A 22,763-nucleotide genomic window follows, 5' to 3' on the forward strand; every position below is an offset into this window, starting at 1 on the left:
GCTGCAATCTGTACCGGCGGTACAGCCGATGTCCGGGAGTCTCCAGTTGCATCGGGTTTGTGGTAGCCCTTTTTCACTTGTGTAAAAGTCACGGCACGACTGTCTCGTGCCGACTTCCTCGCGCTACAAACGTTTTTGCAAGCGATGGGAACCGAATCGGTCGCTCCTACGTCAAAACAAGTACTTGGTCACACCGATCGAGAGTCGAGGCGTTTCCGGCGAACTTCGAGCGAGGGGCGAAATGAGTCATTGCGCAAGCAATCCGGGATATTGGCGCGGTGGAATCGGAGCACGGCGGAGGGTGGGTGCCGGCCTGCGGCGGTCGGGTGGAATCGTCATCGACTGCCCGGTGACTAGATTGCCGATCGACCGGGACTCACAAACCCCTGCCGTGCTACCTAGTGAGGAAGAGGAGGGTCCCGATCGATAACGGTGTCACTTCGGTAGCTGCGATGCGGCGGCAGAGTCGAGTAGCCAGCGAGTGACTGTACGACCCCGAGCTCCGGAGGCGGGGATATCGACTGGGGAAGCGCCCCCGACTGCCGCTGCCACGGCCTCGGCCTTCGCATCTCCCGACACCACCAACCACACCTCGTTCGCCTGTTGGATGGCAGGCAGTGTCAGGGTGATCCGCACCGGCGGTGGTTTGGGGGAGTCGGTCACCGCGACGACATACCGGTGTTCCTCCCGCACAGCGTCGGTATCGGGGAAGAGTGAGTTGACATGCCCCTCACCACCCATGCCGAGCAGATGAACATCGAAGACTGGAACCTGCCCACCCTTCGCGTGAGCCGCCAACTCCTCTTCGTACGCGACCGCCGCCGCGTGGGCGTCGGCAAACTCGCCGTCAGACGCAGCCATGGGATGCACCCGTGCGGTATCGATGTCGACATGATCGAGCAGGGCTGCACGAGCCTGCACCTCATTGCGCTCGGGATCGCCTGTGGGCAAATACCGTTCGTCGCCCCACCAGATGTCAAGCGCGCGCCAGTCGATCGCCCCAGGGTTCTCGCAGACCTTTTCAAGAAGGCCGATGCCGGTCCCACCGCCAGTGAGGGCGACGGATGCCGAGCCGCGTTCCTGCTGCGCCCTCACGACAGTCTCGACGAACAGAGCCGCGGCCGCGGCTACCAGCGCGGCGGTATCCGAATGCACTTCCAGATGAATCTCACTCATAGGTCACCTTCGTCAGACCGGCCAGAGCTGCCTCGTAGGCTTCGTCCGGATCCAGTCGGCGCAGCTCCTCGGCCAGGCAGTCGCGGGTCTCCCGGCGGCCGAGTGCGATGAGGGCGTCCGGGTGTCCGGTGCGACGCAATGTGGCGGTGATTTCGGTCTGGGGTCGACTGATCGTCAGCGTCCCCCCACCCACAAAGTTCAGCTGCACGTACAGCAACCCCGCGTGGCGTGCGACCGGGGCGTCGAGACGGCTCGCCAACCAGCCCGCGATCATGTCGACTGCGGGCTCCTCGGCGAGACCCGAGACGATCGCCGACTCGATTGGCAGGTGCGGCGGTTGATCGAGAGCCGACGTGAGAAGCGCTCGCCAATAAGTGACACGGCTCCATGCCAAGTCGGTGTCGCCCGCGGTGTACGAGTCGAGCCGACTCTTGATCTCGGCCAAGGGGTTTTCGCGGTCGGTGGCGTCGGTGATGCGGCGGATCGCCAGTTTGCCGACCGGGTGCTGCGCGGGGATCGGGGGCGCTTCCTCAGGCCACCACACGACCACCGGAGTATCCGGGAGCAGAAACGGCACCACGACGCTGCTCTCGTGATCGGCGAGGTCTCCGTATAGTCGCAGAACGACGACTTCGGAGGCCCCGGCGTCGCCACCCACTCGTATCTGGGCGTCCAGGCGCGCCGCGGCCTCCCGCGGGCCTCGCGCGATCACTATCACGCGACACGGATGTTCACGGCTCGCCTCGTTGGCGGCGTCGATGACGTGTTCGGTGTTGTCACCATCGCGGGTGCACACGACCAAAGTGAGGACACGGCCCAGCGTTACCACACCGCCGGTCTTGCGGACGTCGATCAACTTCTTGTTGACCGCTTCCGTGGTGGTCGAAGGAATATCGATGATCATCTACGGCCTTCTCCATTCTCGACCGGTGCGACGCATCATCTCGTCTGCCGACGGCGGACCCCATGTTCCCGCCTCGTACGGTTCGGGTGCGCCGCCCGCGGCCCAGTAGTCGAGTACCGGGTCCAGAATCTCCCACGACAATTCCACCTCGGCGTTCACGGGGAACAATGAGGGCTCCCCGAGCAGCATGTCGAGGATCAACCGTTCGTACGCCTCGGGTGAAGACTCGGTGAACGCCAGCCCGTAGCTGAAGTCCATGTTGACGTCACGAACTTCCATGCTCGAACCGGGCACTTTCGAGCCGAACCGCATTGTGACGCCTTCGTCCGGCTGCACACGAATCACCAGAGCGTTCTGCCCCAACTCATCGGTCATCGTCTGGTCGAACGGAAGGTGCGGTGCACGCTTGAAGACGACCGCGATCTCGGTGACCCGACGTCCGAGGCGTTTCCCACTCCGCAAGTAGAACGGCACGCCTGCCCAACGACGTGTGTCCACCTCGAGGGTTATCGCAGCAAATGTCTCGGTGGTCGAGTCGGCTGCGAATCCGTCCTCTTCCAACAGGCCTACGACGGGTTGTGAACCCTGCCATCCGCCCGCGTACTGGCCACGTGCGGTGGTTTCGTCGAGGGGCTCGGCAAGTCGTGTCGCTGAGAGGACTTTGATCTTCTCTGCCTGAAGCTCGCAGGGTTCGAAGGAGATCGGCTCCTCCATCGCGGTGAAGGCGAGTAGCTGCAGAAGGTGGTTCTGTATGACGTCACGGGCGGCGCCGATGCCGTCGTAGTATCCGGCTCGACCACCGAGCCCGATGTCTTCTGCCATGGTGATCTGGATGTGGTCGACATAGTGCGAGTTCCAGATGGGGTCGAACAACTGGTTCGCGAACCGGAGCGCCAGGATGTTCTGAACCGTCTCCTTGCCGAGATAGTGGTCGATCCGGAAGACCGTGTCCTCCGGGAACACCTCGTTCACCACCGCGTTGAGCTGCCGCGCACTGTCGAGGTCGTGCCCGAACGGCTTTTCGATGACGACGCGCCGCCATTGGCCGTCCTGTGCCTGCGCGAGGCCCGCCTCCGACAGCTGCTTGAGGACCACCGGGAACGCGGCCGGTGGAATCGCCAGATAAAACCCGTGATTCCCGCCGGTGCCGCGCTCGCGGTCGAGTTCTTCCAGTGTGGATGAGAGCTTGTCGAAGGAATCGGGATTATCGAAAGTGCCCTCGACGAACCGCAGACCCTTCGAGAGATGGGCCCACACCTCCTCCCGGAACGGGGTGCGGGAGTACTCGCGAACGGCGTCGTGAACCACCTTGCCGAAGTCCTCGGCGGCCCAGTCCCTGCGGGCAAACCCGACAAGAGCGAACCCTGGCGGCAGTAGTCCGCGATTAGCCAGGTCATAGATAGCGGGCATCAACTTCTTCCGGGCGAGGTCCCCGGTGACCCCGAAGATCACCAGGGAACACGGTCCAGCGATGCGCGGCAGCCGCTTGTCCCTACCGTCGCGGAGTGGGTTGACCCATTCTTCCGGCGCCATGGGTTCTTTCACGGTCAGCTCTTCTGCGTCGCCACGCGCAGCTGTTCCGCAGTGGCGTCCAGGAGCTCGTTCCACGACGTCTCGAACTTCTCGACACCCTCGTCCTCGAGGACCCGGAACACGTCGGTGAGGTCAATACCGACGGTGGTCAGGTCGTCGAAGACCTTCTGGGAGGCGACGGCGGTACCGGTGACGGTGTCGCCGCGGATCTCGCCATGATCGGCGACGGCATCCATCGTCTTCTCCGGCATCGTGTTGACCGTGTTCGGTGCAACCAACTCGGTGACGTACATCGTGTCGGGGTAGTCGGGGTTCTTGACGCCGGTCGACGCCCACAGCGGTCGCTGCGGGCGGGCACCGTTGTCGCGGAGGCCCTGGAACTGTGCCTCCACCTCGAATACGCGCTGGTATGCGGCGTACGCCAAACGCGCGTTCGCCAGTCCTGCCTTGCCACGCAGGGCGAGCGCCTCGGATGTTCCGATAGCTGTGAGCCGGTTGTCGATCTCGGTGTCCACACGGGATACGAAGAACGAGGCCACCGAATGGATGCGGGACAGGTCGTGGCCTGCAGACCGCGCGGTTTCGAGGCCGTCGAGGTAGGCGCCCATGACCTTCTCGTACCGTTCGACGGAGAAGATCAGGGTCACGTTGACGCTGACGCCCTCACCGAGCACCTTGGCGATCGCGGGGATGCCGGCCTCGGTTGCGGGAATCTTGATGAACAGGTTGGGTCGATCGACGATCTTCCAGAGCTCGATCGCCTGCGCGACCGTCTTGTCCGTGTCGTGGGCCAGGCGCGGATCGACCTCGATCGAGACCCGACCGTCGACGCCATGACTGGCCTCATACTGTGGAGTCAGGACATCGCAGGCGGCACGTACGTCGTCGGTGGTCACCGTGCGGACGGTGGCCGAGGCGTCCGCACCACGTTCGGCGAGTTCGTTGACCTGCGCGTCGTAGACGTGGCCCTTGCTCAGAGCGGCCTGGAAGATCGACGGGTTGGTGGTGACGCCGACGACGCTCTTGGTGGAAACGAGTTCGGCGAGGTTGCCCGATTCGATGCGGTCACGCGAGAGGTCGTCCAGCCACACGGAGACGCCGGCGTCGGACAGTTTCTGGAGATTGGGGTTCTGCGTCATGACGGTCATCCCTTCACACGTGCGAGTGAGCGCTGCGCGGCCGCGGTGACGGCCTCGGAGGTGAAGCCGAACTCACGGAACAGCGTCTTGTAGTCGGCGGAAGCACCGAAGTGTTCGATCGACACGATCTCGCCGTCGGAACCGACGAACCGGTACCACGGCATGGAGACACCGGCCTCGACGGCGACGCGGGCCTTCACCGTCGGCGGCAGGACGCCGTCGCGGTAGGTCTGGTCCTGGGCGTCGAACCATTCGACACAGGGCATGGATACCACTCGGGTCGGAATACCCTCGGCTTCGAGTACTTCGCGCGCCGCGACGGCGAGCTGCAGCTCCGAACCGGTTCCGATCAGCACGACCGCGGGAGTGCCCGACGACGCCTCCGCGAGGATGTAGCCGCCGCGCGAGACGCCTTCGTAGTTGGTTCCCTCGAGGACTGGTAGATCCTGCCGGGTCAATGCAAGACCGGCGGGTGCGCGGGTGGCATCGTCGGTGCTCTTCTCGAGGACTGCACGCCAGGCGTGAACCGTCTCGTTGGCGTCGCCTGGGCGAACCACATAGAGGCCGGGGATGGCTCGCAGCGCGGCGAGGTGCTCGATCGGCTGGTGGGTGGGACCGTCCTCGCCGAGGCCGATCGAATCATGTGTCCACACGTAGGTAACCGCCGTCTTCATGAGCGCGGCGAGGCGTACCGCAGGGCGCATGTAGTCGCTGAACACGAGGAACGTACCGCCATAGGGGCGGGTAGGACCGTGTAGTGCGATTCCGTTGAGGATCGACCCCATGGCGTGCTCGCGCACACCGAAATGCAGGGTGCGGCCGTACGGGGTGGCGGTCCACATGTCGGTGGAGATCGACTCCGGGCCGAACGACTTGGAGCCCTTGATGGTGGTGTTGTTGCTCTCGGCGAGATCGGCGGATCCACCCCACAGCTCCGGGAGCACCGGGCCCATGGCGTTGAGTACCGCGGCGGACGCCTTGCGGGTGGCCAGACCCTTCGGGTCCGGCGCCCACGACGGAAGCCCGTCCGTCCAGCCTGCTGGCAGGTCGTGGCTGAGGAGCCGGTCGAGGAGCTTCTTGTTCTCAGGCTCGCGGACGGCCCAGTCGTCGAAGCTCTTCTGCCACTGCTTGTGCGCTTGCGCACCGCGCTCGACGACCTTGCGGGTGTGTGTGATGACCTCGTCGGCTACCTCGAAGGTCTTGTCGGGATCGAAGCCGAGCGTCCGCTTCACCGCAGCCACCTCGTCGGTACCCAGTGCCGCTCCGTGGGCTGCACCGGTGTTCATCTTGTTCGGGGCCGGGTAGGCGATGATGGTACGCAGCAGAATCAACGACGGACGCGAGGTCTCCTCGCGAGCCTTTCGGAGTGCCTCCTCGATCGCAACGACGTTCTCGCCACCCTCGACGACCTGGACGTGCCAGCCGTACGCCTCGTAGCGGGCGGCGGTGTCCTCTGACAGGGCGATCGCGGTGTCGTCCTCGATGGAAATCTTGTTGTCGTCGTAGATCAGAGTGAGGTTGCCGAGTTGCTGGAGACCGGCGATGGACGACGCCTCCGACGTGACGCCTTCCTCGATGTCACCATCCGAAGCGACCACGTAGATGTGGTGATCGAATGGGCTCTCACCCTGCTCGGTGTCGGGGTCGAACAGGCCGCGTTCCCGGCGGGCTGCCATAGCCATGCCTACCGCCGAGGCCAGACCCTGGCCCAGGGGCCCGGTGGTGATCTCGACGCCGCGGGTGTGCCCGTATTCGGGATGCCCCGGGGTCTTCGAACCCCAAGTCCGCAGCGACTCGAGGTCAGCGAGTTCGAGGCCGTAGCCGGAGAGGTAGAGCTGGATGTACAGCGTCAAGCTCGAGTGCCCACAGGAGAGGACGAAGCGATCCCGGCCGATCCAATCGGCATCGTTGGGATCGTGACGCATCACACGTTGGAAGAGCGTATAGGCAAGGGGGGCAAGGCTCATCGCCGTACCGGGATGGCCGTTCCCCACCTTCTGCACCGCGTCCGCGGCGAGTACGCGGCTGGTGTCGACGGCTTTGGTATCCAGTTCGGTCCAGTCTGCTGGGAGAACTGGGTTCGTGAGGACATTGATGTCGTCTGTGATCGACACGGGCAGAAGTCTCCTGACATGGGTGAATGTGGAGCCGGAGGATGCATGGGCCTCTTGTGCCACTCCAGCCTAATGCCCGGTTCTATCCGGGTCGATTCGGTTCGAGTGCCCGGTTCTGTCCGGGTCGATTCGGTTCGGGCAATACGGCGGTCTACCATCTTCTGTAGTAGACCGCCTGCCGCGTGCAGGACTTGGCGGGTAGCCGTCGGTATCAGGATGTGGAATTACGCGTGCTGCAAGGAGAAAACGTGCGGACAGGGCATCAGCCGAGTGGACATGGCTTCGGCAGCCCCAGCCCCGCTCCCCGCGAGACCGACAGCGAGACGGTGCTGGGTCGCGTCGCGGGCAAGGTCCTGGCCTATATCGCATTGACCAAGCCGCGGGTGATCGAGTTGCTTCTCGTGGCAACCATCCCCGCGATGCTGCTGGCCGATCGCGGCAACGTCGACATCGTTCTGATCTTGAGCACGCTGTTCGGTGGATGGATGGGCGCGGCGAGCGCGAACTCCCTCAATTGCGTCGTCGATGCCGACATCGACAAGGTGATGAAGCGCACCGCGCGGCGGCCACTCGCTCGTGACGCGGTGCCCACTTCCCACGCGTTCGTGTTCGGGATGACCCTCGCGGTCGCGTCGTTCCTGTGGTTGTGGTGGCGTGCGAATCTGCTCGCAGGATTCCTCGTCGTGCTGACCATCGCGTTCTACGTGCTCATCTACACGATGGTGCTCAAGCGCCGGACCTGGCAGAACGTCGTCTGGGGCGGGGCTGCGGGCTGCATGCCGGTCATGGTCGGCTGGGCAGCGGTCACCGGCTCTTTGAGCTGGCAGCCGATCGTGCTGTTCCTGGTCATCTTCTTCTGGACGCCGCCGCATACGTGGGCTTTGGCTATGCGGTACAAGGAGGATTACAAGGCGGCAGGGGTCCCGATGCTGCCGGTGATTGCCACCGAAGAGCACGTGACCAAGCAGATTCTGCTGTACAGCTGGGCGATGGTGATCACCTCTCTGACGCTGGTTCCGGCCGCTGGTGTCGTTTACGCCGCGGTGACGTTCGTGGCCGGAGCGTGGTTCCTGCTCATGGCCCACCAGCTGTATCGGAGTGTCCGTGGGGGCGCCGCGGTGAAGCCACTGCGGCTGTTCCTCCAGTCCAACAACTACCTGGCGATCGTCTTCGTGGGTCTCGCCGTCGACTCCGTGCTGGGCCTCGAGACCATCGGCAACCTGCTCTAACTGGTCTCGCTGCTGGTTCGATCCGGCTCAGGGCACCAAGACGATCGAGCCGGTCGTCTTCCGTCCTTCCAGGTCGCGGTGTGCGTCTGCGGCTCGGTCGAGCGAGTATTCGCCCCCGATTCGAATCTTCAACGTTCCGTCGGCCAACGCGGAGAGCACATCTCCCGCACGCCAGTTGAATTCCTCCCGGTCCCGGATGAAGTGGGTGAGGGTCGGCCTGGTGAGCATCACCGAACCGGCCGAATTGAGTCGTTGCGGGTCGAAAGGGGGGACCGGACCGCTGGCTGCGCCGAACAGGGCGAGGGTGCCGCGGACACGTACCGACTCGAGACTCTGGTCGAATGTGGCCGCACCGACCCCGTCGTAGACGGCTGCCGCGCCTTCGCCGTCGGTCAACTCGCGTACACGGGTCGCGAAGTCGTCGTAGCGCAAGACCTCGAAGGCTCCCGCTTCGCGGGAGAGTTTCTCTTTGGCGTCGGAGGACACGGTCGTTATCACCCGGGCACCAAGTTTCGTCGCCAGTTGGGTGAGTATGAGGCCGACACCGCCCGCGCCGGCGTGGACCAGAACGGTGTCCCCGGCCTGGATCGGGTACGTCGTGTGCACGAGGAAATGTGCTGTCATACCTTGCAGCAAGACGGAAGCGGCCACCGCTGCCGGCACGGGATCCGGAACGACGATCGCTGCGGACGCGGGCACGGAGACTTTCTCGGCATAGCTTCCGGGGGCGAAGCACCACGCCACTCGGTCACCTGGCGCGAAGTCCGTGACCTCGCTGCCGACGGCTTCCACGACGCCGGAACCCTCTTCGCCCGCGACGTAGGGCAGTGGCCGAGGGTACAGCCCGCTCCGGAAGTACGTGTCGATGTAATTGATGCCGATCGCATCGGTGCGGACCAACAGATCCGATGCTCCGATCGCAGGTTCGGGAATCTCCACGGATTCCAGGACTTCGGGACCACCCGTGCGGGAAACCTGTATGGCGCGCATGGGTCCGTTCTACACGGGTCTGCCCGGCGCGCCGCTCGGAGGCGAGGTATGACCGGTGCCTACCCCCCAGTATTCTCGAGGCCATGAGTACCGATACCCACGCGGAACAGGCGCCCTCGCTGCCATCTCACACGGTCGGCGCAATCAAGAAGTTCGTGGCCGAACACGGTGGCTCCGCCAGTGCCGTGATTCAGCCGATCGGCCTCGGGGGTGTTCGCATCACCCTGGTCGGCGCCGACGGCGTCCTCGGGGATCAGGTAGTCGAGGACCTGGCCACGGCAAACGCTGTCGTCGCTTCCTTGGATACCGTTACCGTCGCGGAGTGGGATCGCGCGATCACCAGCATCGTGACACCCCGCAAGGGTCACTTCCAGAAGATGGCGGGCTGGGTGGCCCGGCAAACACGATTCCCGAAAGCGCGAAACGAGAGCTAGACCATCGCGGTGTCAGGCTGCGGGACCTGCTCGCGAGTGCGTCCCGCAGCCCAGACCGCGGCCGTGGCCGCGGTGCACAACCCGGCTCCTGCCACGTGGAAGGCCACGAGCACCTCGGGAACGCCCGTGAAGTACTGGACGATTCCGATCAGCGCCTGAGCCACCACCAGTCCGAGAAGGACCTTCACCCGCAGCATCACGGCGCGAGTGGTTCTGACTGCATACAGGCCGAAGCAAAGGCCGATCAGTAGTGCCAGGTAGCCCACCAGGAGTTGCGCGTGAAGGTGGACCAGCGTGACGATCTCGATCTGGAGGCGGGGGACTACGCGGTCGAGGCTCTTGTCTCCGGCGTGCGGGCCGGCGCCCGTCACCAGCGTGCCGGATACGAGCACACCGGCCAGCGCCACACCCGAAAGTGCGGTGAGCCCCCTCAGCGGCCGGGGGATCACGTCGACCGCCCGTCCGTCGTCCGGTTCGCAGATCTTCCCGTACATCACCGTCGCCAGCCATACCATCGCCATCGAGGCGAGCAGATGAACCGCAACGGTGTACCAGGCCAGTCCGGTCAGAACCGTGATACCGCCGATGATGGCCTGCACGACCGTGCCGAGGGGCATCAACCACGCGTAGGCGAGGACCTCCGTCCTGCGGCGCGCGCGCGTGACCGCCAGAACGATCGCCGCGGCGGCTGCCACGACGACGAAGGTGAGCAACCGGTTCCCGAACTCCACCACCTGATGAATCACCGCGACCTCGCCGTGCCCGACGGGTACGAAGCTTCCAGGGAAGCACTGTGGCCAGGTGGGGCAACCGAGACCGGACGCCGTCACCCTTACGACGGCGCCGGTGACGGCGATCCCACCCTGCGTGAGAATTACCGCGATCGCGATGACACGCTGCACTCTCAGCGACGGAAGGGGAAGACGGTCTACCAGGCTCAGAAACCCGCGATACAGCACGCCGTCGATGGTAGAGGGCGGTCAACTACAGCGCGTAGTTGGGTACAGTCCGCCGTGGGCAGATCAGATGCCCTCTGTCCGGCCGCCGGTGACCACGATCAGGTGAATCGGAACATCTTCGAAGCCAGGATGCCGGTGACCGCGCCCCAAGTCACCAGCACCACGATGCTGAGCATGTCGATCGACGAAGAGAGGGCGGCGTCGAGTGCGTGAGCCAAGGCGCCTGAGGGGATCAGTCGAGAGCCGACGTGCAGAAGCCAAGGGATGTCACCCGTGATGAACACCACACTGCCGACTCCCACCATGACGAACCACAGGATATTGGCCAGTGCGAGGACGATCTCGGCTTTCAGGGTTCCACCGAGTAGCAGACCCATCGCTGCGAACGTCACGGTGCCCAGCGCAATGATCACCGCGCCCATTGCGAGCCCGAGCGGGCCCGGTCGCCATCCCAGTGCGAGGCCTATCGATCCCAGCAGAACCGACTGAAACGCGACGACGATGACGACGGCGGCGCTCTTTCCTGCGATGATGCCCCACGTCGGCAAGGCAGTGGCTCCGAGACGTTTGAGAGCCCCGTACCGACGATCGAAGCCGACTGCGATGGCCTGTCCGGTGAACGCCGTGGACATGACGGCGACCATCATCACCGCCGGAACGACCTTGTCGACGCGCGAGGTTCCGAGGTCGCCGATGGGGAGCAGGCTGAGCCCGATCAGCAGTGTGATCGGTATGAACATCGTCAGCAACAGTTGCTCGCCGTTGCGTAGGAGCAGTTTCAGTTCGATCCCGGTCTGTGCCCGCAACATTGCGGTCACTCCGCTCGGGCGTGCGTCCGGTGTGAACGTGCCCGGTGCGAAACGATTCGCGGCCAGGCGGTCGGATCTGCTCACTTCGTTGTCATCCTCTGAGTCTTCGGCTGGTGAGATCCAGCAAGAGGCCCTCGTGGCTTCGCCGGTCCATACGGATATCACACACTAGAGGTAGTTTCCCAGCGCAACCTGGTCCGCCTGCCGGCTGTGCCCCTAGGCGCCCGTCAGACGCCCGGCACGACGTGGGCGGCTGACTCACCTATGTAGAGGACATGCATCTGTAGAGGACATGCATCCAACGTGTCTTCGAACCCGGCCGACGTGGTCAGCCAGTGCTGCCCGAACCAGTGCTGCCCGAACCAGTGCTGCCGGAGTCGGCGCTCCCTGAACTTCCGGTTCCGGGGTGATCGTCGGCGCGAAGGCGCAGGATGCCTGTCACAGTTCCCTGCCAGTAGTCACCCTTTTCGGTGATCAGGCCGGACATCTGCAAGGTGTCATTGACGATGGTGCCTGGGAGCGGTTTCGTGCTGAGAACCTCGCCGTCGGCTGGATCGATCACCGCGAACGTGAAGCCGTCCAGTGGTGTCGTCGAGTCGGAGCCCTCGCGAACCACGGTGTACAGCAGACCGTCATCTGTCGATAGATGAGGAACCGCGGAGCTGCGGATTTCTTGGCTCCACACCGTATGGCAGCCAACGGGATCGATATCGACGCGGGTCATGCCGCCGGTGAACGGGGCGCTTTCCGGCACAGCCGGTCCCGCTCCCTCAGGGAGGAGGGGATACGGATAGCCATACGTTCCGGCGACGAACACCGAGTCTCCGATGCCGATGTGGGAATTCTCGCTGCCGCCTGGGCTACCGAGTACGGGGATGTTGCAGATCTCTTCGCCGGTATCGACCTTGTACACCAGCAGATTGACCTGTGGGTCGGCGTTGTCGACGATCGAGACGAAGTCGCTGCCCGTCGACGAGCCGAAGTACGTGGGTGTAGAACCGGTTCCCCAGCTGAGTTGCCCCGGCTTCCTGGCAGTTCCCCGGTCATACTCTTGGCGCCAGTCTTCCTGGATGGCGGCGCCGTTGAACGAGAACTGGTACAGGGCGTGCGTCGATGCGACCGACGTACCAGCGGGTGAGGTGGAGATGCTGTTCTCGACCTGCTCACCCGCCGGAAGCGCGTAGGTGTACGCGATGCCGACGGTGTTCACTACCCCCACGAGGCCTTTGCCGGTAGCGAACCATACGTTGCCATCCCAGTCCGGCGTCAGCCCCGTGACATTGTCGCCAGGCGGAATGATGCCCGAGAGATCGATCACCGAGTCGACGGTCAACTCCCAGTCGCCTCCGGGATTTTGCGAGTGCCCGATACGTAGGAGCCGCCGCTCCCCGTCCACCGCGACCAAGCGGTCGTTGTTGTCGAGGAAGGCATACACCCCACCGAGCAGGCTTCCCTTAGCAAGCTTCAATTGGGCGAGGGAACCACCGAAGGGTGAGGTGGGTGCCTCCGGGTCGATCAGATGGACGGTGGGAACCCTGCCCACCGCGGATGTGCACAAGGCGACGACGAGTAGGTCTGAACCCTGCAGAATTGTGGGGCATGCTGAGACCAGCGGGTAAGCGGTCATCGTCAATGGACCGGTGCCGGGGCCGGGAAGTGGCGTCGTGTCAGACGAACCCGCGTCGCCATGCATCGTGGATGTTCCGACCGGACCGAGATACGGATTCGGTTCCGCGAATGGTCCCCAGTGGGGCTGCGCGGCACCCGCAGGAAGTGCGGTGTACGCGAGCAAGGTCACCAGTAGCCCCAGTACGGTGGTGGCGGAACGCGCGCGACTACGTGCGGCGGTCAGCATTGCGTCGGCACACTTGGGCATGGACTGGGCGTGAATGCACCTGGGGTGAGACGATTCTCCGCCAGGCGGGCGGTGATACTCAATTCTTAGGTCATCCCCTGAGTTCTCGGCCGGTCAGCTCTAGGAAGACGTCCTCGAGGCTGCGTTGGTCGACTCGAATATCGCAGATCAAGGCTCCAAGATCTGCGCACCACGCCGTGACAGCCGCCACAACTTTTGGATCGATCGGACCTTCGACGAGATATGTGCCGGGTGTGGGGACGGTCACACGGAAACCATCGGGCAGCGATGCCTCGAGGGGTTTGATATCCAGACCGGCGGGCGCGACGAGTCTGAGTTGCCCCTCTGATCCTCGTCGAGTGACCTCCGCGGGTGTACCTGATGCCACGATCGAGCCGTGGTCGATGATGACCAGTTGGTCGGCGAGTTCTTCGGCCTCGTCCATCAGATGTGTCGTGAGCAGCACACTGACTCCGTCTCGGCGCAGAGCGTCGATCAGTTCCCATACCATCAGGCGGGCCTGGGCGTCGAGGCCTGCAGTGGGCTCGTCGAGGAACACCAGTTCCGGTCGGCCGACCAGGGCGCAGGCCAGGGACAGGCGCTGCTGTTGACCACCGGACAAACGCCGGTAAGGGGTGCGGCGGGCATCTTCGAGCCCGAGGCTTCGCAACAGCCAGGCGGGGTCGAGTGGGTCGGCGGAGTATGCGGCGACGAGATCGAGCATCTCTCCGGCCCGCGAACCCGGGTAGGCGCCACCACCTTGGAGCATCACGCCGATGCGCCCGCGTACCTCGCCGGTATCGGCCACGGGGTCGAGCCCGAGGACGCGCACGCTGCCGCTGTCCGGACTGACGAAACCCTCGCACATTTCGACGGTGGTGGTCTTACCCGCGCCGTTCGGCCCCAGCAACGCCACCACCTGTGCCTGCTCGACGGTGAGATCGAGTCCGTCGACCGCCCTTACGCCGCCGAAGGTCTTCACCACACTCTCGAGGCGTACAGCAGGGTGCGTCGATCCGGGCGTTCGTGAGGTCACGAGGATTCAGCGTATGCCTGGGCGTGGTGTGACCTGGCCGCTGCCCTGAGTTTGCGCCTCGGTATCGACTGGGGTGACTTCGGGGGCGTTCATCGGGTATACCGACCCGACGCGCCACGGGAGACTGTTGCGGGTGATTACGATCAGCGTTCCTGCCGTGAAGATGGTGGCGATGGCGGCCTGAACGATGACGAAGGGTGGGTATTCGCCGCCGTTGGGCATCAGAATGACGCTGACGATCGACGAGAAGACGATCGCGGGTATGCGGAAAGCGGGCGCTGTCGCCCAGGCGGCGAGCGGGAGAACGGCCCACAGCAGATACCAGGGTTGCACCACCGGGAAGAGAAGGACCACAGCCCCGAGGGACAATCCGAGCGCCCCGACCGCGTGAATTCGGCCGACCAGCACAGCGACGAGCATGCGCATTGTGATGAATGCCGCAGCGACAGCCGCAATCGGTCGCGTCAGGCTCAGCACCGCGGTCGTGTGGTCACCGAGGCCCAGCAGGACCCCGGCCAGTCCGGTGCCGAGTCCGAGGAGAGTGGGAATGGACATCCAGCTGCGTACGGCGTTCGCCGTACCGAGGGTGTGTATCCATCCCATACCGAGACCGCTGGCCGTACTGACGAAGACCGTGACCACCAAGGCGACCCCACCCAGTAGGGCTGCAGCTGCGAGTACCGCCTTCACGGAACCACCCCACCTTCTGGCCAGGGCCATTCCGACGAAGCCCAACGCCAGCAGGGAGGGGATCTTGATCGTCGACGACAGGGCGACAAGCGTCGCGCCCGACAGCAGTAGGAGGAGCGAGTGACCGCGGATTGGGTCGGCCCGCTCGATCGATCGCAACGCGAGCTCGATGCCGGCGAGCATCAATCCGAGCATCAGGGCTTCGTTGTGAACTCCGGCAACCAGGTGAAACAGCAGCAGCGGATTGGCTGCTCCTAGCCAGTGGGCACTGACCTCCGCGACCCCGCAGCGTCGGGCCAGGCGTGGCAACGCCCAAACGATCAGGGCGACACCGGCGAGGGCCAGCAGTCGGTGCAAGAAGATGCCGGCGACGATATTGTCGCCGGTCAGGGAGCTGATGCCGCGCCCCATCCACAGGAACAGCGGCCCGTAGGGCGCGGGCGTGTCGTGCCAGATCGTGGGCACCGTGCGGGTCAGGACGTGGTCGAGGCCGAGCGCTCCCGCCGGACCGATCTCGTACGGATCCATTCCGCGGGCCGCGATCTCGCTTTGAGCGAGATACGAGTACACGTCCTTGCTGAACATCGGCGGTGCCACCGATAGCGGAATGATCCAGAGAAGCAGGGTGCGGTCGAGTTGGGAGCGGTTGAGTCGCCGCACCGCTCCGGCCTGGAGGGTGCCGATGGCGAACCGTCCGAGCAACAACCACGCGAGCACGATCATCACCGTGCCGGTCATGGTCAGTGTCAACGCGGAGCTGGGGATTCGGGAGGGAAGGCCGAGCACGCGAAGCCCCTGGACGGGATTCTGCAACACGGGTTGAGCGCCGGCACCGAGGGCACCCACAGCCATCAAGATCGCGCCGGTGGCGCCGAATCGGCGGATGCCGCGCAACTGAGCGGTTTCCTGGCGGTCCAGACCCGCGGTTTCCGCTTCGTCACCGTGCAATGCCGCTGCCACCGAGGGGCGTGGAGACCGACCGTCGATGCCCAGAATCCTTCGAACCAGTTCGGTTGGATGACGAAGAGAGACGCGGGCCGTCAGGGAGGGCTTCACGGGGGTCGGCTCCGTGTTCTCGGGGGTCTGCGGCACACAGGCAGCGTAGCGGTGTCGAGAGCGCACTCGGTTCGGCTACCACGCCGTGGCGCCGAACTCGGCGTGTGCCCAACTGCACATTCAAGACAGGGCAGCCTTAGTAGACCTGCGATCGGAATTCCGTCACACTAGTGTTGTGAAAACGGAGGCGACAGGACGGGCCAGGAAAGAAAGTGCAGCTCACGCACCTTCTTCTACTGCAGCTGTCTCGATTGCGCCGGTCGTCACAGGTGGTCACGAAGGCCGAACACGGGCAGCTGTGGTGAAGCTCCTCCTCGAGGAGGGCCCCATCACCGCATCGGAAATCGGAACCAGGCTGGGCCTGAGCGCGGCGGGTGTGCGCCGCCATCTCGACGCTTTGCTCGAATCGGGTGAAGCGCGCGAGGTGTCCGCCGCCGGTACACGCCACCGCGGTCGCGGACGGCCTGCCAAGTACTTCCAGATCACCGCGGAGGGACGCGGCCGGCTCGATCACGCCTACGACGATCTCGCCGGTGCCGCCATGAGGCAGCTTCGGGAGGTCGGGGGAGATGCCGCGATCACCGATTTCGCTCGGCGCCGCGTCCAGGCCATCATCGAGGACGTGACCCCGGCGGCCGACCACAGCGCCGAAGGCGTCGAAGCCACAGCAGAAGCCATCGCCGACGCATTCACCACGGCGGGCTTCGCGGCGTCGACGCGTCCGGTCGGGAACGGTGTGCAGATCTGCCAGCACCACTGTCCGGTCTCGCACGTGGCCGAGGAGTTCCCCGAGTTGTGTGATGCCGAACAGGAAGCGTTCACCGAGTTGCTCGGTACTCACGTCCAGCGGCTTGCCACCATCGCGAACGGTGACTGCGCATGCACCACCCACGTTCCCACCCGTCCTGCCTCTCGGCCCGAAGCAGAACCGCCCTCCCCGTAGCCCCCTTTTCCCGAAAGAACTACCGGCGACCAGCCCTCGCCGGTTTCGTAAACAAGACTCCGGAAGGAGCTCGCATGACCGTCACATCAGATCAGGTGACACCCACTGCGCCGGCCAGCACAGAACCGCTCACGCAGGAAGAGACCATCGCGTCGCTCGGGCACTACGGGTACGGCTGGTCCGATTCCGACGAGGCCGGCGCCAGTGCCCAGCGAGGTCTTTCCGAAGATGTCGTGCGCGATATCTCGGCGAAGAAGAACGAACCCGACTGGATGCTCGACATCCGGCTGCGCGCGCTGAAGACGTTCGACAAGAAACCGATGCCGAACTGGGGCTCGAACCTCGAGGGCGTCGACTTCGACAACATCAAGTACTTCGTGCGCTCGAGCGAAAAGCAGGCCGAGAGTTGGGAAGACCTGCCCGAGGACATCAAGAACACCTACGACAAGCTGGGCATCCCGGAGGCGGAGAAGCAGCGCCTCGTTGCCGGTGTCGCCGCACAGTACGAGTCCGAGGTGGTCTACCACTCGATCCGTGAGGACCTCGAGTCGCAGGGCGTCATCTTCCTCGACACCGATACGGGCCTGAAGCAGCACCCCGAGCTCTTTCGGGAGTATTTCGGCTCGGTCATTCCGGCCGGTGACAACAAGTTCTCGGCGCTGAACACCGCGGTGTGGTCGGGAGGGTCCTTCATCTATGTCCCGCCGGGAGTGCACGTCGACATCCCGCTGCAGGCGTACTTCCGTATCAACACGGAGAACATGGGCCAGTTCGAGCGCACCCTGATCATCATCGACGAAGGCGCCTCGGTGCACTACGTCGAGGGCTGCACCGCGCCGATCTACAAGTCCGACTCCCTGCATTCCGCGGTGGTCGAGATCATTGTGAAGAAGGGCGGACACTGCCGCTACACGACCATCCAGAACTGGTCGAACAACGTGTACAACCTGGTCACCAAGCGCACCAAGGTCGAGGCCGGGGGATCGATGGAGTGGATCGACGGCAACATCGGGTCCAAGGTCACCATGAAGTACCCGGCTGTGTGGATGATGGGTGAACACGCGCGCGGCGAGGTTCTCTCCGTGGCATTCGCCGGCGAGGGGCAGCACCAGGACACCGGTGCCAAGATGCTCCACCTCGCGCCTCATACGTCGTCCACCATCATCAGCAAGTCGGTGGCGCGTGGTGGTGGGCGTGCGTCCTACCGTGGACTGGTCCAGGTCAACAAGGGTGCCCACGGCTCGAAGTCGACAGTCAAGTGTGACGCACTGCTGGTCGATCAGATCAGCCGATCGGACACCTACCCCTACGTCGATATCCGCGAGGACGACGTGACCATGGGCCACGAGGCCACCGTCTCGAAGGTGAGCGACGATCAGTTGTTCTACCTGATGAGCCGTGGTCTGACAGAAGACGAAGCGATGGCCACGGTCGTGCGCGGATTCGTCGAACCAATCGCCAAGGAACTCCCGATGGAGTATGCCCTGGAACTGAACCGCCTGATCGAACTGCAGATGGAAGGGGCGGTGGGTTAGTGACCACGCCAGAAGCTGGTGTCCAGAATCTCGGAGTCACCGGAGCTGCCGCGGGTGAGAATCCGCAGATGACGCGGACCGCCACCGGTTCGCCGATCGTCAACAAAGGTGAGGTGTTCACGTCCTTCGACGTAAACGCATTCGAGGTCCCGCACGGCCGGGACGAGGTGTGGCGGTTCACTCCGCTGCGACGCCTGCGTGGACTGCACGACGGCAGCGCCGTGGTGAACGGAACCGTCACGGTCGACGTGGCTGCCCCGGACTCCGTGAAAGTGGAGACCGTCAGACGCGGAGACGACCGCCTCGGCAAGGCTGGCGTCCCCGCAGATCGGGTAGCGGCTGCGGCCTACTCCGGGTTCGAAGAGGCCACCATCGTGACCTTCGGCAGTGAGCTCGAGGTCGCCGACACCGTCAACATCACCGTCACGGGCCCCGGCGAGGGCAAAGTAGCGCACGGGCACTTGCAGATTCGCCTCGACGCCTTCGCGAAGGCAACGGTGGTCATCGACCAGCGCGGTAGCGGAACGTTCGCGGAAAACGTCGAATTCGTGCTCGGCGACAGCGCCCACCTCACCGTCGTTGCTGTACAGGATTGGGCCGACGACGTAGTGCACGTCGCGGCGCATCATGCGCGGTTGGGCCGCGATGCGGTGTTGCGGCACAACGCCGTCAGCCTCGGTGGCGACCTGGTTCGCTTGTCCGCGACCGTCAAGTACGACGGGCCCGGCGGAGACGCCGAACTCCTGGGCCTGTACTTCGCGGACGCGGGACAGCACTTCGAGCAACGGCTACTGGTGGATCACTCTCAGCCGCACTGCAAGTCGAACGTGGTCTACAAGGGAGCCCTGCAGGGTGACCCAGAATCCGGAAAACCCGACGCACACACCGTGTGGGTCGGCGACGTACTGATCAGGGCCGCGGCGGAGGGCACCGACACGTTCGAACTGAACCGGAACCTCGTGCTCACCGACGGTGCACGCGCCGACTCGGTGCCGAACCTCGAGATCGAAACCGGTGAGATCGTCGGTGCCGGCCACGCCAGCGCCACAGGCCGATTCGACGACGAGCAGTTGTTCTACCTGCGTGCCAGAGGAATCCCCGAGGACGCGGCGAGGCGACTCGTCGTGCGCGGCTTCTTCCACGAGATCATCAACAAGATCGCTGTCGCCGAGGTTCGCGAACGCCTCGAAGCCGCTGTCGAGGCCGAACTTGCCGCAGTCGGCGCCTGACTCGCGGCGCGCCACCACCACCCCCAATTCTTCGAAGGATCACAATGTCTGCCCCTGACGCTTCCACTCCTGAAACCTCGGTCCTTGAAATAAGGGATCTGCATGTCGATGTCGCGAACACCGACGAGAATGCCGATGCGATCAAAATCCTCAAGGGCGTGAACCTGACGGTTCGCTCCGGTGAGACTCATGCGATCATGGGCCCCAACGGGTCCGGCAAGTCAACCTTGTCCTACGCCATTGCGGGTCACCCCAAGTACCGGATCACATCGGGTTCGATCACTCTCAACGGCGAGGACGTCCTCGAGATGAGCGTCGACGAGCGTGCCCGGGCGGGTCTCTTCCTCGCGATGCAGTACCCGGTCGAGGTTCCCGGCGTCTCGATGTCCAACTTCCTCCGTACCGCAGCGACCGCTGTCCGGGGCGAAGCCCCCAAGCTTCGCCACTGGGTGAAGGAAGTCAAGGAGGCGCTGACCGAACTGGACATCGACCCGTCGTTCGGTGACCGCAGCGTGAACGAAGGATTCTCCGGCGGTGAGAAGAAGCGCCACGAAATCCTGCAACTGGGCCTGCTCAAGCCGAAGATCGCGATCCTGGACGAGACCGATTCGGGCCTGGACGTCGACGCTCTTCGCGTCGTCTCCGAGGGAGTCAACCGTTACAAGGAACGCCAGCACGGCGGAGTTCTGCTGATCACCCACTACACCCGAATTCTGCGGTACATCGCTCCGGACCACGTCCACGTGTTCGTCGACGGTCGCATCATCGAGTCCGGCGGCCCGGAGCTGGCCGACGAGCTCGAGACGAACGGCTACGAGCGCTTCACCCAGGCTGCAGCAACGCAAGGGGTATAGACACAGATGACCACCTCGGCGCGCGTACTCGACGTCACCCGGATCAGGGCGGACTTTCCGATCCTGGCGCGTACGGTCCGCGACGGAAAACCGCTGGTGTACCTCGATTCGGGCGCGACATCGCAGCGCCCGAATCAGGTGCTCGACGCCGAGAGGGAGTTTCTGACCACCTGCAACGCGGCGGTACACCGAGGTGCTCATCAGCTGGCGGAAGAGGCGACCGAAGCGTACGAGAACGCGCGTGCGGCGATCGCGTCATTCGTCGGGGCCGACAGCGATGAACTCGTCTTCACGAAGAACGCGACCGAAGCGCTCAATCTCGTCACGCACGTCTTCGCCGACGACCGTTTCGACAAGCATCTCGGTCCCGGTGACGAGATCGTCATCACCGAACTCGAGCATCATGCGAATCTGGTCCCGTGGCAAGAGCTCGCGCGTAGCACCGGCGCGACACTTCGCTGGTACGGCGTCACCGATGACGGGCGGATCGATCTCGATTCGCTGGAACTCACCGACGCTACCAAGGTCGTCGCGTTCAGCCACCAGTCCAATGTGACCGGCGCGGTCGCCCCCGTCGAAGAACTGGTCCGGCGTGCCCACGCCGTCGGGGCTCTCGTCGTGCTCGACGCGTGCCAGTCGGTGCCGCATATGCCCGTCGACTTCCACGGTCTCGACGTCGATTTCGCGGCGTTCTCCGGCCACAAGATGCTGGGTCCGTCGGGTGTCGGCGTGCTGTACGGCCGCCGCGAACTCCTCGATGCAATGCCGCCGTTCATCACTGGCGGTTCGATGATCGAGACCGTAACCATGGAAGGCACCACCTACGCACCGCCACCGCAGCGGTTCGAGGCGGGAGTTCCCATGACCTCACAGGTGATCGGACTTGCTGCTGCGGTGCGCTATCTCGAAGAGGTGGGGATGGACGCCGTTGCTGCGCACGAGCACACGCTCGTCGAGGCTGCACTGGCGGCTCTGGGCGCCATCGACGGTGTGCGCATCATCGGTCCGACGACCGCCGTCGACCGCGGTGGGGCCGTGTCGTTCGTGGTGGATGGGATCCATGCCCACGATCTCGGCCAAATCCTCGACGATGAGGGCGTTGCCATCCGCGTCGGTCATCACTGTGCGTGGCCGCTGCATCGTCGGTTCGGTGTGGCAGCCACGGCCAGGGCGTCTTTCGCGCTCTACAACACGGTCGACGAGGTCGAGGCGCTCGCTGCTGCGGTGCGACGGGCACAGAAGTTCTTCGGGGTCGTGCCCTCATGAGGATGGAGCAGATGTACCAGGAAGTGATCCTGGACCACTACAAGCATCCCCACGGTCGCGGTCTGCGTGAACCGTATGGCGCCGAAGTACATCACGTGAACCCCACCTGCGGCGACGAGGTGACTCTGCGGGTGCACTTGGCTGACGACGGCACGGTGGCGGACGTGTCCTACGACGGTCAGGGGTGCTCGATCAGCCAGGCATCCACGTCGGTTCTCACCGATCAGGTTGTGGGAGTGCCGGTCGAGCAGGCGCTGCAGACGGTTGCCGCATTCAGTGAGATGGTCAGCAGTCGCGGTACCGTCGAGGGAGACGAGGATGTCCTGGGGGACGGCATCGCTTTCATCGGAGTCTCGAAGTACCCGGCCCGCGTCAAATGCGCGCTGCTGGGGTGGATGGCATTCAAGGACGCGGTTGTTCAAATAGTGGACGGCAGAGACGACAGAGACGACACAGACGTGGAAGAGCAAGATTCGGCCGCTCGGACAGATGACGGCCGACCGGTTCGAATCGGAGGACAGAAATCATGAGCGAGACGCAGTCGCCAGAGGCGGAGGTCCCAGAGGCGGCGGTCGCTGCTGCACAGGAGCAGGCGACGACCGATCAGGCTGAGACCACCGCAGTGCCGGGTGCGATTCTCGACCAGGAACGCCTCGAAGAACTCGAGGAGGCGATGCGCGACGTCGTCGATCCGGAACTCGGCATCAACGTGGTCGACCTCGGTCTCGTGTACGGGATCACCGAGCACGAGGACGTTGTCACACTTGACATGACCCTTACGTCGGCGGCGTGCCCGTTGACCGATGTCATCGAGGATCAGGCCCATGGTGCATTGGTGCGCAGTGGTCTGTGCACCGAGATGAAGATCAACTGGGTATGGCTTCCGCCGTGGGGTCCGGACAAGATCACCGACGACGGCCGCGAGCAGTTGCGCGCCCTCGGCTTCACGGTCTGATCAGACCAGACCAACCTGCGCTACCCGGTCCCGGTGAGATCAGTGACTCGCCGGGGC

General features: G+C 64.3%; 20 protein-coding genes. 9 read left to right on the plus strand and 11 right to left on the minus strand.

Features of this window, described 5'->3' with window-relative positions; all coding sequences use genetic code 11:
* Positions 1-435 precede the first annotated feature (435 nt).
* From pgl to tkt, 5 genes are read right to left on the minus strand one after another with little or no spacing between them, the layout of a single operon-like run.
* Complete coding sequence (pgl, locus tag BFN03_RS07480) at positions 436-1,176, minus strand: 6-phosphogluconolactonase (RefSeq protein ID WP_070378491.1); 741 nt, start codon at positions 1,174-1,176, stop codon at positions 436-438.
* Positions 1,169-2,080: a glucose-6-phosphate dehydrogenase assembly protein OpcA gene (gene opcA / locus BFN03_RS07485; RefSeq protein ID WP_070378492.1), complete on the minus strand. Its 912-nt coding sequence runs from the start codon at positions 2,078-2,080 to the stop codon at positions 1,169-1,171. The genes pgl and opcA overlap by 8 nt, the downstream gene beginning before the upstream one ends.
* Positions 2,081-3,613, minus strand: a complete 1,533-nt coding sequence (gene zwf / locus BFN03_RS07490) for a glucose-6-phosphate dehydrogenase (protein ID WP_070378493.1) — start codon at positions 3,611-3,613, stop codon at positions 2,081-2,083. It lies immediately after the preceding gene.
* A gap of 14 nt (positions 3,614-3,627) precedes the next feature.
* Positions 3,628-4,752, minus strand: coding sequence for a transaldolase (tal, locus tag BFN03_RS07495; RefSeq protein WP_070380703.1), 1,125 nt, complete (start codon positions 4,750-4,752; stop codon positions 3,628-3,630).
* 5 nt (positions 4,753-4,757) lie between these two features.
* The gene (gene tkt / locus BFN03_RS07500; protein WP_070380702.1) at positions 4,758-6,866 is read right to left on the minus strand and encodes a transketolase; all 2,109 of its coding nucleotides are present in this window, start codon (positions 6,864-6,866) and stop codon (positions 4,758-4,760) included.
* Positions 6,867-7,114: 248 nt separating this feature from the next.
* On the opposite strand from tkt, the gene BFN03_RS07505 reads away from it, so the two are divergent.
* Entirely contained in the window at positions 7,115-8,095 is a 981-nt protein-coding gene (locus BFN03_RS07505) for a heme o synthase (RefSeq protein WP_070380704.1), read from the plus strand.
* A gap of 27 nt (positions 8,096-8,122) precedes the next feature.
* On the opposite strand, the gene BFN03_RS07510 is transcribed toward BFN03_RS07505, so the two are convergent.
* A complete protein-coding gene (locus BFN03_RS07510) occupies positions 8,123-9,085 on the minus strand; it encodes a quinone oxidoreductase family protein (protein ID WP_070378494.1) in 963 nt (320 codons plus the stop codon).
* 83 nt (positions 9,086-9,168) lie between these two features.
* Between BFN03_RS07510 and BFN03_RS07515 the strand changes: the two genes are divergently transcribed.
* A complete protein-coding gene (locus BFN03_RS07515; protein ID WP_070378495.1) occupies positions 9,169-9,519 on the plus strand; it encodes a hypothetical protein in 351 nt (116 codons plus the stop codon).
* Here BFN03_RS07515 and BFN03_RS07520 read toward each other — a convergent pair.
* From BFN03_RS07520 to mptB, 5 genes are all read right to left on the minus strand, one after another.
* Positions 9,516-10,478, minus strand: a complete 963-nt coding sequence (locus tag BFN03_RS07520; protein ID WP_070378496.1) for a COX15/CtaA family protein — start codon at positions 10,476-10,478, stop codon at positions 9,516-9,518. The two genes, BFN03_RS07515 and BFN03_RS07520, sit on opposite strands and share 4 nt — an antisense overlap.
* Before the next feature lie 98 nt (positions 10,479-10,576).
* Positions 10,577-11,371 carry an ABC transporter permease gene (locus BFN03_RS07525; protein ID WP_070378497.1) on the minus strand — a complete coding sequence of 265 codons (795 nt, stop codon included), beginning with the start codon at positions 11,369-11,371 and terminating at the stop codon, positions 10,577-10,579.
* 244 nt (positions 11,372-11,615) lie between these two features.
* Entirely contained in the window at positions 11,616-13,163 is a 1,548-nt protein-coding gene (locus BFN03_RS07530; RefSeq protein WP_070378498.1) for a hypothetical protein, read from the minus strand.
* A 70-nt stretch (positions 13,164-13,233) separates the two neighbouring features.
* The gene (locus BFN03_RS07535) at positions 13,234-14,178 is read right to left on the minus strand and encodes an ABC transporter ATP-binding protein (protein WP_070378499.1); all 945 of its coding nucleotides are present in this window, start codon (positions 14,176-14,178) and stop codon (positions 13,234-13,236) included.
* A 6-nt stretch (positions 14,179-14,184) separates the two neighbouring features.
* Positions 14,185-15,960 carry a polyprenol phosphomannose-dependent alpha 1,6 mannosyltransferase MptB gene (gene mptB / locus BFN03_RS07540; protein ID WP_070378500.1) on the minus strand — a complete coding sequence of 592 codons (1,776 nt, stop codon included), beginning with the start codon at positions 15,958-15,960 and terminating at the stop codon, positions 14,185-14,187.
* 139 nt (positions 15,961-16,099) lie between these two features.
* Here mptB and BFN03_RS07545 point away from each other — a divergent pair, with 139 nt between their 5' ends.
* The 7 genes from BFN03_RS07545 to BFN03_RS07575 all read left to right on the plus strand — a co-directional run bounded on the left by BFN03_RS07545 (position 16,100) and on the right by BFN03_RS07575 (position 22,706).
* Positions 16,100-16,867, plus strand: a complete 768-nt coding sequence (locus BFN03_RS07545) for a helix-turn-helix transcriptional regulator (protein ID WP_442971867.1) — start codon at positions 16,100-16,102, stop codon at positions 16,865-16,867.
* 74 nt (positions 16,868-16,941) lie between these two features.
* Complete coding sequence (gene sufB / locus BFN03_RS07550; RefSeq protein WP_070378501.1) at positions 16,942-18,402, plus strand: Fe-S cluster assembly protein SufB; 1,461 nt, start codon at positions 16,942-16,944, stop codon at positions 18,400-18,402.
* Entirely contained in the window at positions 18,402-19,631 is a 1,230-nt protein-coding gene (gene sufD, locus BFN03_RS07555; protein ID WP_070378502.1) for a Fe-S cluster assembly protein SufD, read from the plus strand. Before sufB ends, sufD begins: the two co-directional genes overlap by 1 nt.
* Positions 19,632-19,675: 44 nt before the next feature.
* Complete coding sequence (sufC, locus tag BFN03_RS07560) at positions 19,676-20,485, plus strand: Fe-S cluster assembly ATPase SufC (protein WP_070378503.1); 810 nt, start codon at positions 19,676-19,678, stop codon at positions 20,483-20,485.
* A gap of 6 nt (positions 20,486-20,491) precedes the next feature.
* Positions 20,492-21,751, plus strand: coding sequence for a cysteine desulfurase (locus tag BFN03_RS07565; RefSeq protein ID WP_070378504.1), 1,260 nt, complete (start codon positions 20,492-20,494; stop codon positions 21,749-21,751).
* Complete coding sequence (sufU, locus tag BFN03_RS07570) at positions 21,748-22,281, plus strand: Fe-S cluster assembly sulfur transfer protein SufU (protein WP_070378505.1); 534 nt, start codon at positions 21,748-21,750, stop codon at positions 22,279-22,281. Before BFN03_RS07565 ends, sufU begins: the two co-directional genes overlap by 4 nt.
* On the plus strand, positions 22,278-22,706 hold the full coding sequence (locus tag BFN03_RS07575) for a metal-sulfur cluster assembly factor (protein ID WP_070378506.1): 429 nt from the start codon (positions 22,278-22,280) through the stop codon (positions 22,704-22,706). The genes sufU and BFN03_RS07575 overlap by 4 nt, the downstream gene beginning before the upstream one ends.
* Positions 22,707-22,763 lie beyond the last annotated feature (57 nt).

The sequence above is a fragment of the Rhodococcus sp. WMMA185 genome, assembly GCF_001767395.1.
Classification (GTDB): Bacteria; Actinomycetota; Actinomycetes; order Mycobacteriales; family Mycobacteriaceae; genus Rhodococcus_F.

Excerpts from the sequence above, each read along its gene's own strand:
- pgl (WP_070378491.1), bottom strand. The coding sequence starts at position 1,176 with ATGAGTGAGATTCATCTGGAAGTGCATTCGGATACCGCCGCGCTGGTA.
- opcA (WP_070378492.1), bottom strand. The coding sequence starts at position 2,080 with ATGATCATCGATATTCCTTCGACCACCACGGAAGCGGTCAACAAGAAG.
- zwf (WP_070378493.1), bottom strand. The coding sequence starts at position 3,613 with ATGGCGCCGGAAGAATGGGTCAACCCACTCCGCGACGGTAGGGACAAG.
- tal (WP_070380703.1), bottom strand. The coding sequence starts at position 4,752 with ATGACGCAGAACCCCAATCTCCAGAAACTGTCCGACGCCGGCGTCTCC.
- BFN03_RS07510 (WP_070378494.1), bottom strand. The coding sequence starts at position 9,085 with ATGCGCGCCATACAGGTTTCCCGCACGGGTGGTCCCGAAGTCCTGGAA.
- BFN03_RS07515 (WP_070378495.1), top strand. The coding sequence starts at position 9,169 with ATGAGTACCGATACCCACGCGGAACAGGCGCCCTCGCTGCCATCTCAC.
- BFN03_RS07530 (WP_070378498.1), bottom strand. The coding sequence starts at position 13,163 with ATGCCCAAGTGTGCCGACGCAATGCTGACCGCCGCACGTAGTCGCGCG.
- sufB (WP_070378501.1), top strand. The coding sequence starts at position 16,942 with ATGACCGTCACATCAGATCAGGTGACACCCACTGCGCCGGCCAGCACA.
- sufC (WP_070378503.1), top strand. The coding sequence starts at position 19,676 with ATGTCTGCCCCTGACGCTTCCACTCCTGAAACCTCGGTCCTTGAAATA.
- BFN03_RS07565 (WP_070378504.1), top strand. The coding sequence starts at position 20,492 with ATGACCACCTCGGCGCGCGTACTCGACGTCACCCGGATCAGGGCGGAC.
- sufU (WP_070378505.1), top strand. The coding sequence starts at position 21,748 with ATGAGGATGGAGCAGATGTACCAGGAAGTGATCCTGGACCACTACAAG.
- BFN03_RS07575 (WP_070378506.1), top strand. The coding sequence starts at position 22,278 with ATGAGCGAGACGCAGTCGCCAGAGGCGGAGGTCCCAGAGGCGGCGGTC.